Annotated in this window: 12 protein-coding genes; 6 read left to right on the top strand and 6 right to left on the bottom strand. The window is 37.3% G+C overall.

Annotation, left to right across the window (positions count from 1 at the left end; translation table 11 throughout):
* Nucleotides 1–146: 146 nt before the first annotated feature.
* The 4 genes from APB85_RS05985 to trhO form a co-directional block, all read right to left on the bottom strand.
* Nucleotides 147–2,459, bottom strand: a complete 2,313-nt coding sequence (locus tag APB85_RS05985; RefSeq protein WP_057482428.1) for a penicillin-binding protein 1A — start codon at nt 2,457–2,459, stop codon at nt 147–149.
* Between the two features lie 12 nt (nt 2,460–2,471).
* Nucleotides 2,472–2,963, bottom strand: coding sequence for a gliding motility lipoprotein GldH (locus APB85_RS05980; RefSeq protein ID WP_057482427.1), 492 nt, complete (start codon nt 2,961–2,963; stop codon nt 2,472–2,474).
* Entirely contained in the window at nt 2,956–4,116 is a 1,161-nt protein-coding gene (locus APB85_RS05975; protein ID WP_057482426.1) for a PSP1 domain-containing protein, read from the bottom strand. Before APB85_RS05975 ends, APB85_RS05980 begins: the two co-directional genes overlap by 8 nt.
* A 117-nt stretch (nt 4,117–4,233) precedes the next feature.
* Nucleotides 4,234–5,265 (bottom strand): oxygen-dependent tRNA uridine(34) hydroxylase TrhO, encoded by a 1,032-nt coding sequence (trhO, locus tag APB85_RS05970; RefSeq protein WP_057482425.1) that lies wholly within the window; start codon nt 5,263–5,265, stop codon nt 4,234–4,236.
* A gap of 471 nt (nt 5,266–5,736) precedes the next feature.
* On the opposite strand from trhO, the gene recA reads away from it, so the two are divergent.
* The 4 genes from recA (at nt 5,737) to APB85_RS05950 (ending at nt 9,378) form a co-directional block, all read left to right on the top strand.
* A complete protein-coding gene (recA, locus tag APB85_RS05965; RefSeq protein ID WP_057482424.1) occupies nt 5,737–6,753 on the top strand; it encodes a recombinase RecA in 1,017 nt (338 codons plus the stop codon).
* A gap of 127 nt (nt 6,754–6,880) precedes the next feature.
* Entirely contained in the window at nt 6,881–7,360 is a 480-nt protein-coding gene (locus APB85_RS05960) for a hypothetical protein (protein ID WP_057482423.1), read from the top strand.
* Between the two features lie 12 nt (nt 7,361–7,372).
* Nucleotides 7,373–7,915: an RNA polymerase sigma factor gene (locus tag APB85_RS05955; RefSeq protein WP_057482422.1), complete on the top strand. Its 543-nt coding sequence runs from the start codon at nt 7,373–7,375 to the stop codon at nt 7,913–7,915.
* Nucleotides 7,912–9,378: a hypothetical protein gene (locus tag APB85_RS05950; RefSeq protein ID WP_057482421.1), complete on the top strand. Its 1,467-nt coding sequence runs from the start codon at nt 7,912–7,914 to the stop codon at nt 9,376–9,378. Before APB85_RS05955 ends, APB85_RS05950 begins: the two co-directional genes overlap by 4 nt.
* A gap of 33 nt (nt 9,379–9,411) precedes the next feature.
* Here the strand turns inward: APB85_RS05950 and APB85_RS05945 are convergent, their stop codons facing one another.
* Nucleotides 9,412–10,170: a lysophospholipid acyltransferase family protein gene (locus APB85_RS05945; RefSeq protein WP_057482420.1), complete on the bottom strand. Its 759-nt coding sequence runs from the start codon at nt 10,168–10,170 to the stop codon at nt 9,412–9,414.
* 74 nt (nt 10,171–10,244) lie between these two features.
* Between APB85_RS05945 and trpS the strand changes: the two genes are divergently transcribed.
* Entirely contained in the window at nt 10,245–11,213 is a 969-nt protein-coding gene (gene trpS, locus APB85_RS05940) for a tryptophan--tRNA ligase (protein ID WP_057482419.1), read from the top strand.
* On the opposite strand, the gene dprA is transcribed toward trpS, so the two are convergent.
* Entirely contained in the window at nt 11,210–12,310 is a 1,101-nt protein-coding gene (dprA, locus tag APB85_RS05935) for a DNA-processing protein DprA (protein ID WP_057482418.1), read from the bottom strand. The two genes, trpS and dprA, sit on opposite strands and share 4 nt — an antisense overlap.
* A 98-nt stretch (nt 12,311–12,408) precedes the next feature.
* On the opposite strand from dprA, the gene APB85_RS05930 reads away from it, so the two are divergent.
* Nucleotides 12,409–13,341 (top strand): HU domain-containing protein, encoded by a 933-nt coding sequence (locus APB85_RS05930; RefSeq protein WP_057482417.1) that lies wholly within the window; start codon nt 12,409–12,411, stop codon nt 13,339–13,341.
* Nucleotides 13,342–13,380 lie beyond the last annotated feature (39 nt).

The following is a 13,380-nucleotide window of genomic DNA, read 5'->3' as shown; positions in this document are numbered from 1 at the left end:
GGCTTGTAGATTATATTTTCCTGATAAATAAAGCTGAAATTTTGCTAAATAATCAAAAACTACGAGGCAAGACCAAGACGTCTGAATCGGAATATACTTTTTAAAATTACGAGATTCGCCTGGAGGAATCCAACCCTCTATAGCGCTTAAAAATCAAGTTCGTCTGGTACACTATCGGTTTGAGATTGATTTTCCTGATTATACTGCTCGCAGTCTGTCGCAATAGAAAGATTATCGGGTTTTGGAAATGCTTCTTGTGAAACATCAAGCTCTTCATCTGCATAAAGATCTTTCATATACATTCCCCAAATTGGTAACGCCATTGTAGCTCCCTGGCCGTAAGTTATACCAGGAAAATGAACGGCACGATCTTCAGCACCAACCCAAACACCGGTCACCAAATTGGGAACCATTCCCATAAACCAACCATCACTTTGATTTTGCGTGGTTCCGGTTTTACCGGCAATAGGATTCTTAAAATCATAAGGATAACCAGTTACCCCACGTTTGTAATGGTCAAATTCTTTCGCGTAAGTCCCGCGCAAACGAGCTCCTGAACCATACTGAGTAACGCCTTCCAAAAGGTTTACCGTTACATAAGCAGCTTCCTTATTAAGTACATCTCGAGTTTGCGGAACATGTTGATATAGAACCGTTCCGTTTTTATCTTCAATCCGGTTTACAATCACCGGTTTCACATAAACACCTTCATTTACAAAAGTGCTATAAGCAGAAACCATTTCAAAAAGGCTCATATCTTCGGTACCTAAGGCAATCGCAGGGCCAGTTGAAAAGTTTTCGGTATCTACTCCTAATTTTTTTACTAGATCTATAACCGGTTCGGGGCCTGTTTTATCAATTAATCTTGCGGTTACCGTATTTATAGACTGTGCCAGGGCATTTTTCAAACTTATCATCCCATCATATTCTCCGTTAGCATTCTCTGGAGACCAGTCTTTGGTATTCCCGTATTTTCCCTGTTCTATAGTGAACCTGTTCTTAGGCATCATATCACAAGGAGAAAGCTTTAACTGGTCTATTGCAGTAGCATAAACAAATGGCTTAAAAGTAGAACCTACCTGGCGTTTTCCCTGTTTTACGTGATCGTATTTAAAATGTTTAAAGTTAGTTCCCCCAACCCAGGCTTTCACTTCCCCGGTTTGCGGTCTCATAGACATTAAGCCTGCCTGTAAGAATCCTTTGTAATAAAAAATAGAATCCTTAGGCGTCATAATGGTGTCTTTTATGCCATCCCAGGAAAAAACACGCATTTCGGTCTCTTTATCGAACGAGGCCAGAATATCTTCTTCAGATTTTCCCTGATCTTTCATTTCCCGCCATCTTACCGAACGCTGCATCGCGCTTCTCACAATACTATTGATCTGTCCCTGGTCTAGATCCCGAAATGGAGCGGTTTTATTATTTTTATTTTGCCTGTCAAATTCTTTCTGAAGATGTGAAATATGTTTTTCCACCGCAGTTTCAGCATATTGTTGCATTTTAGAATCTATGCTGGTATAAATTTTTAATCCATCACTATAAAGGCTGTATTCTGTTCCGTCTGGTTTTGGATTTTTTTCTATCCAGTCTTTCATAAAGCCTTGCAGGTATACACGGAAATAGGTTGCCATACCTTCATCATGACCTTCAGGAGAGAAATCGAGGTTTAATGGTAATTTCTGAAGAGAATTTTTTTCCTGTTCAGATAAATATCCATTTTTATGCATTTGAACAAAAACCTGATTACGACGCTGTTTTACCAGTTCTGGCCTACGCACAGGGTTGTATAGCGCAGCATTTTTTAACATCGCCACCAATACCGCCGATTCTTCTATATTAAGATCTTTAGCTTCTTTTCCGAAGTAAATTTTTGAAGCTGAACGAATTCCCACTGCCTGGTACACAAAATCGTATTTATTGAAATACATGGTAATAATCTCCTCTTTGGTGTACTGGCGTTCTAACCTGGTAGCGATAATCCATTCTTTTACCTTTTGTAAGATCCTGGCAAAAGGATTATTGGACACTTGCTCTGTAAATAATAATTTAGAAAGCTGCTGGGTAATTGTACTCGCACCACCTCTTGTTCCCAGGTAAACCGCGGCTCTAATCGTACCTTTTGCATCTATCCCGGCGTGTTTATAAAAACGTTCATCTTCGGTAGCAACAAGGGCTTCCACCAGGTGGTCGGGAAGATCGTCGTATTTTATAGGTGTACGGTTTTCACTATAATATTTTCCTAAAGTTTCCCCATCTGAAGAGAAAATTTCGGTAGCAAGATTGGTTTCAGGGTTTTCAAGCTCTTCAAAATTGGGCATCTTACCAAAAGCGCCCCAGCCCGCCATTAAGAAAATTAAAACTACAGCTAATAATCCAATACCAAAAAGAGTCCAAAATCCAATAATATAAGGCCTTTTACTGGTTTTGGTCTTTTGCTGCTTCTTTTTTGTTCCGGCCATTTATGTAAAATATTATTGCAGGTCTTTTTCTATCCTGAAACCTACGTGGGTAATTCCTTCTAAATTCTCTATTCCATCAACCTGGTCGTTTTTACGCATTGCCTGTTTTATGGCAATCCTATATTTACCGGGTTCAGTAAAACTCACATTTTCTTTATACCAGAGCTTACTTTCTTTTACATCACCAAAACCTGTACCAAGCCAGGTTCCATCTGGCGCTGCCATTTCATATTCCAGGGTATCGGTAATTACTTTGCCCTGCGGAAAACGCATTTCGGTAATTAAAAATAAATTTCTGTAATTATAATCTTTATTATTTCTAACGTTTATAAACAGGTTATAATTTTGTAGCGAGTCTAATTTTCCCAATTTAAAGACCAGGGTAGAATCTTTGTCCCAACCGCCATTTACAGGTTTGTATTCGTCATAAACCCGCTTTTTATCGCAGGAAGTAAAAAAGGCAAAGGCGCCAATAAAAATTAAAAATAACCAGGCATTACGCATTCTTAGAAGGTTTTCCTTTACGTTTTCTTCGCTTTTTTGACTTGTTCTTTTTTTGCTGACCTTTGGGCTTATCGAAACGCGTTAAGCTATCCTGCCCAACCACATTATTAAAATCTGGTTTCTCTTCAATTTGAAGCTGAACTTCAAACTCTTCAAGGCTACCAACATCTTCTTTCTTACGATTTGAAGCTATAATTTTATTCGCCTGTTCTGCGGTTAATTTATGCCAGTTCATCCATTCTCCCTCATAGGCATACCAAAGTACGCCTTGAAAAATGTCTATTTTCTGGCAAACTGCAGTTCCTTTTTTGGTAAAAAGCTTGGTATCGGTTCTTGGAAAGGTTTTTAAAGCCTCCAGGTAAGAATCCAGCTCGTAGTTAAGGCAACATTTCAACTTTCCACATTGTCCCGCTAATTTCTGCGGATTTAAGGATAATTGCTGATATCTCGCTGCAGAAGTACTTACCGATCTAAAATCTGTAAGCCAGGTAGAACAACAAAGTTCCCGCCCGCAAGAGCCAATTCCGCCAAGGCGGGCAGCTTCCTGCCTTAAACCAATTTGGCGCATTTCTATACGCGTATTAAATTCCCGTGCAAATTCTTTGATTAACTGACGGAAATCTACGCGATCATCTGCTGTATAATAAAAAGTTGCTTTTGAAGCATCCCCCTGAAACTCGATATCGCTAATCTTCATACTAAGATTAAGGCGAATGGCGATTTCACGAGCACGTTTCTTTATCGCTTCTTCCCTACCGCGAACTTCTTCCCAAACATCAATATCTTTTTGGGTGGCTTTTCGGTAAATCTTTAGAACTTCTTCGCTATCGGGTTTTACTTTTTTCTTTTTCATTTGCACCCTCACCAGTTCTCCGGTAAGGCTTACCATACCCACATCGTGCCCGGGAGAGGCTTCAACAGCCACTACATCGCCCATACTAAGGCTTAGGTTTTCGGTATTTTTAAAAAAGTGTTTTCTTCCGTTTTTAAAGCGAACTTCTACATAATTAAAAGGTTCTACACCGTTAGGCATAGACATATTTGAAAGCCAATCGAATACAGAAAGTTTATTACAGGAATCTGTGCCACAGGTTCCGTTATTTTTACATCCTTTTGGCTGACCGTCTTTGGTTGAGCAACTGCTACAAGCCATAAATATTTATATGTTGTAAGTCTTGCAAACTAATTTGCAGACTTTTGGGTTTATATTGAGATTCTAAAAAGGTAAATATACCAATATTAATTGGCACTCCCTTTTAAGAACGCTGTGTTAACTTTTATATTTTAAAACCTCAGAACGCCCTTTTTTGAATATTTTATTGCTGTTTCCTTTACCCTTTCTCAGGGCTTTTTGCTCTTCGTAAGGCAATGCAGCAATCTCCATGCAATCTGTAGAACAACAATTATTCATTTTTTCGGCACATTCTTCACACTGAATAAACAGTAAGTGACAGGCTTCATTAGCGCAATTTACATGGGTATCGCAAGCTTTTCCGCACTGGTGACAATTTGCGATCACATCTCCTGAAATTTGTTCGGCACGGCGATGATCAAAAACAAAATTCTTACCTATAAACTTGTTCTCTAGTTTTTGCTTTTCTACCTGGCGGGCATATTCAATAATTCCACCTTCCAGCTGATACACATTTTTAAACCCTTTGTGCTTATAATATGCGCTGGCCTTTTCACATCTAATACCACCGGTACAATACATTACCAGGTTTTTATCTTCTTTATAATCTTTGAGATCGTTCTCTATAATTGGCAAAGAATCTCTAAATGTATCTACATCTGGCTTGATGGCTCCCTGAAAATGACCAATTTCACTTTCATAATGGTTACGCATATCTACCAATACAGTATTAGGATCGCTAATAAGGTCGTTGAATTTTAAAGCATCTACGTGCACCCCTTTATTGGTAACATCAAAAGTGCTATCATTAAGTCCGTCAGCTACTATTTTATCACGAACTTTAACCTTCAGCTTTAAAAAAGCTTTGGCGTCGTGTTCAATAGCGATATTTAGTCTCACGCCTTCAAGAAAATAAATATTATCAATAAACTTTTTAAATTCCTCAAATCGTTTTGCCGGAACAGAAAGTTGGGCATTAATCCCCTCGTGCGCAACATAAATGCGGCCAAGCACATCCATTTGGTCCCAGGCGATAAAAAGATGATTTCTGAATAAATGTGGATTGCCAATTTTGGCGTAGGCATAAAAAGAGAGCGTTAAACGGTCTTCTCCCGCTTCGTCTATAAGTGTTTCCCTCTCTTTAGCGCTTAATTTATTGTACAGTTGCATGCTATACGAATTAGTTAAGGTTAAAGAAATTTTTTGCAAAGATACGTTTAAAATTCAAGGAAGAAAAAATGCCCTGAAAATTGAATTCCCAGGGCATTTTTTGTGTGGCTAATTCGGTTTGTAATCTTTTTTACTTTCTTTCATAAATTAGATTTTAAAATTCTAGCCACCGTCTACCCGGCAACTCACATTCAGCAAAATAATCGCTGAAGCATCAAAACCACCAGGCATAACCAGACTTTTTCTCAAAAATCTCATAGGCAGAGTTAATTTTTAAATTTCTATTTGGTTTATTACCTCTTTGCAAGTACAGCGAGGCATTTGATTCAAAAAATTAAAATACCTCAGCAAAATTGTTTCAGTATTTTAAATCTATCATATAAGGTAAATATACAAAAGCCGTTCATATAAAATTGTGATGCAGGAAAACTTATAGTAATTTAGCAACTCTCTAAATAGATTATTCAAATTATGAGCAACGATAAAGAAAAAGAAGCAAAACTAAAAGCCTTAAAGCTTACCCTGGATAAAATGGATAAAACCTACGGAAAGGGTACCGTGATGAAGATGAGTGACCAGGCCGTAGTAGACATAGACGCCATTTCTACCGGTTCTTTAGGTTTAGATTTAGCCATGGGTGTTGGAGGATATCCACGAGGAAGGGTTATTGAAATTTATGGACCTGAATCTTCGGGTAAAACAACTTTAACTTTACACGCAATAGCTGAAGCTCAGGAAAAAGGAGGCATCGCTGCCTTTATTGATGCAGAACATGCTTTTGACCGTTTTTATGCAGAAAAACTTGGTGTAGATATAGAGAACCTTATTATTTCGCAACCAGATAATGGAGAACAGGCACTGGAAATTGCCGATAATTTAATCCGGTCTGGAGCAATAGATATAATTGTGATAGACTCGGTTGCTGCGCTTACTCCTAAAAGTGAGATTGAAGGTGAAATGGGAGATTCTAAAATGGGATTACACGCCCGTTTAATGTCTCAAGCCCTTAGAAAACTCACCTCTTCTATTAGTAAAACAAATTGTACCGTAATCTTTATTAACCAGTTAAGGGAAAAGATCGGGGTTATGTTTGGAAACCCAGAAACTACTACCGGTGGTAACGCTTTAAAATTCTATGCTTCGGTACGTTTAGATATTAGACGTTCTACGCAAATAAAAGATAGTAATAGTAACGTTATGGGTAATAAAACCCGTGTAAAAGTGGTGAAAAACAAAGTTGCCCCTCCATTTAAAACCGCCGAATTCGACATTATGTATGGCGAAGGAATCTCTAAGATTGGAGAAATTATAGATATTGGGGTTGATTATGAAATCGTGAAAAAGAGCGGTTCCTGGTTTAGCTACGAAGATACCAAATTAGGTCAGGGTCGTGATGCGGTAAAAACTCTACTAAAAGACAATCCAGACCTTATGGATGAGCTTGAAGAAAAAATAAAAAATGCTATTAAAATAGCTAAAGAAGCTTAAGCTCAAGATTAAATAACAACAAAGTCTTAAAAATCCCTTAAAAAAAGGGATTTTTTTGTTTCGGCACGCAACCATTTCAATAAAGCTGCATCTATGAAATAGATAACACTTAAATAACAAATTAAAAATGAAAAGAATTGCCTTGTTAATGGTCCTGGCCCTAAGTCTTTACAGTTGCGAGACAGATGATGATGGTCCCAATTTAAATTTTGCGATCGCAGAAATTACCGGTACTGATTTACCGGAATATTTTGAAATTGGTGAAAGTTATGATTTAGAAGTAGCTTATGAGCTACCTAATGCGTGTCACAAATTTTCTAATTTTAGCGTCAATCAATACATAGCTGAGGAAACCGATTCTACATTTGTAATAGAAATTGCTGCATTAACTTCATATGATGCAAATATTACAGACTGTACTGAAGAAGGAGAATTAACTGATAGTCGCACTATAACAGATTTAAGAATTACTAGTGAAGATTACAATAATTACCAATTTAAATTACTTACGGGAGAAGATGAAGATGGAGAAGCAGAGTTTTTAATTATTGATGTTCCGGTTGGAGAGCCAGGACCAACAACACCACAAGAAAATACTAACACATAACAATCTAAGTTAGTGAGTTTAGAAAAACTCATACATCAGTGTAAAAAACAGGATATTAGGGCACAGGAAAAGCTTTACCGACTGTACTCCGGTAAACTTTTTGGCCTGTGCCTTAAATATTCTAATAACTATCAGCAGGCTGAAGACAACTTGCAAGATGGTTTCATCACCATTTTCAATAAAATCAACCAATATGAAGATAAAGGTTCTTTTGAAGGCTGGATGAAACGTATTGTCATAAACACCACCCTACAAAAGCACCGAAAAGAGAAATATTTTGAGATCATTAATGAAAACCTTCTGGAAGATCCAGAAATAGAAGTTGATGACGAAGAAATTACAACCGATTTTCTATTAGAAAGTATTCAGGATTTGCCAGAACGTTACCGGCAAATTTTTAACCTCTATGCACTAGACGGATTTTCACACAAAGAGATTGCAGAAATGCTGAATATAAGTGTAGGAAGTTCAAAATCTAATTTGGCCCGTGCCAGGCATATTTTGAAGTCTAAAATAGAAAACCACCTCAACGACAATAAGGTGCAATCGCTATGAAAGAAAGAAAAAACATAGACCGGCTATACCAGGAAAAGTTCAGGGATTTTGCCCCAGAACCAAGTCCTGAGTTATGGAATAATATTGCCGGCAAACTGAAGGAGAAAGATCGAAAAAAGCCTTTTATCATTCCGCTATGGATAAAACTTGGCGGAGTTGCCGCAGTTCTAGCGCTGGTGCTTGGCGGCTATTTCTTTAGCCAGAATAATTTCACAGAGACACAAGTTGTTTTTGAAGTGGAAGAAAGTGCAAAACCTCAAATAAATTTACCAGAAATCAATAAAAACGAACAGTTTACCAATGCTTCAGAAATATTGAAGAACAATGTGGATGAAACATTTTATTCAACATCTAAAGATTCCAAAAACTCATCAACTAATAACAATTCGGCTTTAGCTTCAGAAAACATTAATTCCGGGTTCGAAAAAACTTCAGGTAATTCTGCTGAAAAACAGAAGTCAGAAAATATTATTACAGGTGAAGTAAGCGAGCAGAATTCAGCATTAGCCACAGAAGATCATCAAAATTCCGAAGAAAAAAATATTCAACATAAGGATTTCATCAATCCAAATTCAAAAAACGAACAGCAGGAATCTGAAGCTATCGCTCAAAATGAAGCGAATAAAACTGAAATAGAAGAGCAATTTTCAACGAAAGACAGCCTGGAAGTAGCCCGGCAATTAGCCCAGATTGAAAAAGATAAAAACCTGGAAAAAGAAGAAGATCTTATTGCAGAAACAACCAAAAAGAAACTGCGTTTAAGCACTTTTGCCGCTCCTGTTTTTTATGACAATATTGGAAAAGGAAGCCCGATAGCGCCACAATTTGCAGGTAACAATACCAGCTCGCAGGTAAGTATGGCTTATGGAATGAATTTGGCCTATGCAATTTCAGATAAAATAAAGATTAGGAGTGGAATTTCTAAAGTATCAATGAGTTACGATGTAGAAGATATTATGTTTTCTGCCACTGTAAACCCTAATAATATTAGTTCCATAAATTACGAGTCAGATAATGTGCAAATAGATAGCGCACCCATTATTATTCCGGGAAGGGAGCTGGAAAATAGTGACGGAAGTAATTTCTCTGGCACCAACATGGCCTTACCCGGCGAAATCAATCAACAGTTTGGATTTATTGAAGTTCCGTTGGAAATTGAATATAATCTTGTAGATCGTAAAATTGGAATTAACTTAATTGCCGGCGGAAGCAGCCTGTTTTTAGATGAAAATAATATCAAGGTAAATACCAATAATCAAAACACCAGAATTGGCGAAGCAAATAATATTAATAAAGTTAGCTTTAGTACCAATGTGGGAGTGGGATTAGATTACAAACTTACCGATAGTTTTCAGTTGAATTTAGAACCCATATTTAAGTATCAGTTAGATACTTTTAATGATGCTCCAGGCGTACGCCCATTCTATTTAGGCGTGTATTCCGGAATAAGTTTCAATTTTTAGCACCTATGAAAGGAGTAGAATCCTTCAGAAGTTTTATTTTGAAGGATTTTCTTGCTCCAGGTTTTTAGTAAGCTCTTCAAAAATTACCTGGCGCGTTTGATTTCTTAAATTTTTTCTATCGGCGGGTTGCATTCCTTTTGTAGTAATAAATTCATGAATTTTCACGCGAAGTTTCCCCGGGGACCCAGAAACGAATTTATAAGAAAAGCGTTTTTTATTATCGTAAAAGGTTATGGGAACAATAGGGATTTGATGAGCTATAGCTAATCTAAAAGCCCCATCTTTAAAACAATCCAAAACCAAAGACCTGTCACTGGGCACACCTCCTTCGGGAAAAATGCAAATACTCTCTCCCATATCTAATCTTCGGCGAGCTTCAGTAACCACATCCTGCTTACTTTTTGCGCAATTTCTATCTACGGTTATATTTGTTTTTCGGTAGAAAAATCCAAAAACAGGAATTTTAGCAAGTTCTCTTTTCCCTACAAAAATAAATGGCTGCTTAATGATCACCAGCATCATCATAATATCTATCATAGAAGTATGATTAGCAACTAACATATAATTCTTCTTCGGGTCAAGTTGCTGCATCCTTTTAATTTCAGGATAAAAACCCATTCCATATAAGATACATTTAGCCCAAATACGGGCACAAACATAATATTTAGGATAAAGCCTTTCTGCCGAAGAAAATACAACAAGCACCGGAAACATTACTAAAATTGGTAATACGAGTAAAATATAAAACCAGATTCGCCATAAAATAGTAAGTATTGTGCGTAGGATGTTCATAGAAGCCAAAAGTACTAAATTGAACCGAGGGAATTCGGTAAAAAAATTACCTTTGCAGAAAACCGAAAAAGCAGATGTCCAGAATTCTTACAGGAGTACAAAGTACAGGAACTCCACACTTAGGAAATTTATTGGGAGCAATTTTACCGGCTATAGAAATGGCCAATAAACCCAATAACGATTCTTTTATTTTTATTGCAGATATGCATTCGCTAACCCAAATAAAAAATGCCGAAACTTTAAGAAACAACACCTATTCTGTAGCGGCAACCTGGCTTGCTTGCGGTATAGATATTGAAAAAACCGTTTTTTACCGACAAAGCGATATTCCGCAAACGGCAGAGCTTTCCTGGTATTTAAGTTGCTTTTTTCCTTATCAACGCTTAACCTTAGCGCATTCTTTTAAAGATAAGTCAGATAGGTTAGAAGATGTGAATGCCGGGCTTTTTACCTATCCAATGTTAATGGCAGCAGATATTTTACTGTATGATGCCGAAGTTGTACCCGTAGGAAAAGACCAGCTTCAGCATTTAGAAATCACGCGTGATGTAGCTTCACGTTTTCATTCTAAAATGGGCGAAGCTTTTGTAATTCCTGAAGCGAAAGTTCAGGAAAACACCATGTACGTTCCTGGAACCGATGGCGCCAAAATGAGCAAATCTAAAGGCAACACCATAAATTTATTTGTAACCGATAAAAAACTAAGGAAGCAAATTATGGCTATTGACACCGATAGCACACCTCTCGAAGAACCAAAAAACCCTGATACCTGTAATGTTTTTGCACTTTATAAATTAGTGGCTACAGATGCACAAATCGCTGAAATGCGCAAGAATTATGAAGCGGGTGGCTTTGGATACGGGCACGCTAAACAAGCTTTATACGAATTGCTTCTAGAGCAGTTTGAAACTCCCAGAAAAAAGTATGAATATTATATGAATAACCTGGAAGAGATTGACAAAGCCCTGGAAGTCGGTGCCGAAAAAGCCAGAAATGTAGCTAATCAGGTTATAAACAGGGTAAGGAAAAAAGTAGGTTACTAGATCAATTCAAATAATTTACCGGGTAATGGGCGTACCACGCCTTTTAATTCCATATTAATTAAAATACCCGCAGTTTTATAAGAGGGAAAGTTACAGTTTATCGCAATGCTATCTAACTGGGCTTTCCCTTCCTTTTGCAGAAAATCTAAAACATTATTTTCTTCCTCATCAAGCTCTACAAACAGTTGTTTTTGTACCGGTTTCGCTGATTCTTCCGGTTGCCAATTTAGCATATAGATCAAATCTGCTGCAGAATTCAATAAATGGGCCTTTTGAGATTTTATAAGATCATTACAGCCTTTACTCAATTTGTCTGAAGGCCTTCCCGGCACAGCAAAGACTTCCCGGTTATAAGAATTTGCAATATCTGCAGTAACCAGCGAACCACCTTTTTCAGCACTTTCTATCACTACAGTTGCTTCGCTTAGACCGGCGATGATTCGGTTTCGTTTTAAGAAATTATTCCTATCAAATTTGTCACTGCTCCAGAAATCGGTAAAGAACCCGCCATGCTCTTCTATTGAGGCTACATATTTTTGATGCACTTTTGGATAAATTTGATTTAAACCATGTGCCAGGCAACCTATATTCTGCAATTTATTGGCCACTGCTGCCCTTTGTGCGGTAATATCAACTCCATAGGCGAAGCCAGAAACGATCACAGGATTTAACGGACTCAATTCTTCTATAAATTTTTCGCAAAAAGCCACACCACTTTGCGTGATCTTACGGGTACCTACTACACTAACAATTTTTTGTTTCTTTAAATTGATATTCCCTCTTTGGAAAAGTACCACCGGACCATCTATGCAATGCTTTAGGTTATCGGGATAATCCTGATCTTTAAAATAAAGTACTTTTATCTGATTCTTTTCAATGAATTTCAACTCTTCCTCTGCGGCTTTGAGATGAGAGGCATCAAAAAAATCGCGTAAACGGTAGCCACCAATCCTATCTATTTTTAATAAATTCTGCTTTTTCTGCTGCAATACATTTTTAGCCGATCCAAAATGCCTGATCAATTTCTTAGCAAGCGTATCTCCCAGATTTGGAATATGTTGCAAGGCCAGGACATACTGTAATTCTTCAGAAGACATAATTGAATTTTCATTAAAATTACAGAAAAAAAGATTTGTTAATAAAATTTCTTTGGGTAACTTTAGGAGGAATAAAATAACCCCTTATTTTTGCGGCAATGAAGATAGCTAACTACATCCAGGATTTACTTTATCGTTATGAATGCGTAATTCTGCCAGGCTTTGGGGCTTTTTTATCCCAAAAAGAACCGGCATTTATAGACAAAGACACCCAAACTTTCCATCCACCCAAAAAAGTGGTTTCTTTTAATTCGCAATTAAGGAAGAACGATGGGCTTTTGGCAAACTATATTGCTGCAGCGCAAAAAGTATCTTATACTACTTCAGTAAATATGATTGCTGATTTTGTAGAAAAACTGGAAGAATCTTTTAAAGAGGATGGCAAGGTTGAGCTGGAAAATATTGGACGTTTCTTTTATTCGGAAGAAAAACTTCAGTTTGAACCTTTTGAGCACGTAAATTATCTAACCGATTCTTTTGGACTGGATAGCTTTAAAACTTCAGCAATTAGCCGCGAAACTTATAAGAAGCAAGTGGAAGAGCTGGAAGAAAAAGCTCCTATCCTATTTACCCCTGAAAGAAGAAGAAAAACTCCTGCTTATCTTAAATATGCCGCTATAGGTCTTATTGCTTTAGGAATTTCGGGCTTTGCAGGATTAAATATTTATAGTAGCCAGGTTTCCAAACACAATATAGCCGAGCAACAACAAGCCCAGGAACAACTTCAGGAGCAAATTCAGCAGGCTACTTTTGTTATTGATAATCCTTTACCGGCAGTTACTTTTAACGTAGCTAAACAAACCGGAAGCTATCATATTGTAGCCGGGGCATTCCGTGTAGAAGAAAATGCTAAAACCAAAGTTGCTGAACTTAGAAAAGAAGGTTTTAAAGCTCATCTTCTTGGCGAGAACAAATATGGATTACACCAGGTAGTTTATGCCAGTCACGAAAAAAGAAGAGACGCCATAAATATGTTGCGTGAAGTAAAATCCATCAATGAAGCTGCGTGGCTATTAGTTCAGGAACTTTAATAGTTCTTTAAGCTGTAAATTGCCCAAAGCACCTTATTT

It is taken from the genome of Salegentibacter mishustinae, assembly GCF_002900095.1.
GTDB classification, from domain to species: Bacteria; Bacteroidota; Bacteroidia; order Flavobacteriales; family Flavobacteriaceae; genus Salegentibacter; species Salegentibacter mishustinae.
This window is presented reverse-complemented; position numbering and strand designations above follow the sequence as displayed.

Bases quoted from the DNA above. Each gene is read 5' to 3' on its own strand.
- APB85_RS05930 (WP_057482417.1), top strand. From the start codon at position 12,409: ATGAAGATAGCTAACTACATCCAGGATTTACTTTATCGTTATGAATGC.
- APB85_RS05985 (WP_057482428.1), bottom strand. From the start codon at position 2,459: ATGGCCGGAACAAAAAAGAAGCAGCAAAAGACCAAAACCAGTAAAAGG.
- APB85_RS05975 (WP_057482426.1), bottom strand. From the start codon at position 4,116: ATGGCTTGTAGCAGTTGCTCAACCAAAGACGGTCAGCCAAAAGGATGT.
- APB85_RS05950 (WP_057482421.1), top strand. From the start codon at position 7,912: ATGAAAGAAAGAAAAAACATAGACCGGCTATACCAGGAAAAGTTCAGG.
- APB85_RS05980 (WP_057482427.1), bottom strand. From the start codon at position 2,963: ATGCGTAATGCCTGGTTATTTTTAATTTTTATTGGCGCCTTTGCCTTT.
- APB85_RS05960 (WP_057482423.1), top strand. From the start codon at position 6,881: ATGAAAAGAATTGCCTTGTTAATGGTCCTGGCCCTAAGTCTTTACAGT.
- APB85_RS05945 (WP_057482420.1), bottom strand. From the start codon at position 10,170: ATGAACATCCTACGCACAATACTTACTATTTTATGGCGAATCTGGTTT.
- trpS (WP_057482419.1), top strand. From the start codon at position 10,245: ATGTCCAGAATTCTTACAGGAGTACAAAGTACAGGAACTCCACACTTA.
- trhO (WP_057482425.1), bottom strand. From the start codon at position 5,265: ATGCAACTGTACAATAAATTAAGCGCTAAAGAGAGGGAAACACTTATA.
- dprA (WP_057482418.1), bottom strand. From the start codon at position 12,310: ATGTCTTCTGAAGAATTACAGTATGTCCTGGCCTTGCAACATATTCCA.
- recA (WP_057482424.1), top strand. From the start codon at position 5,737: ATGAGCAACGATAAAGAAAAAGAAGCAAAACTAAAAGCCTTAAAGCTT.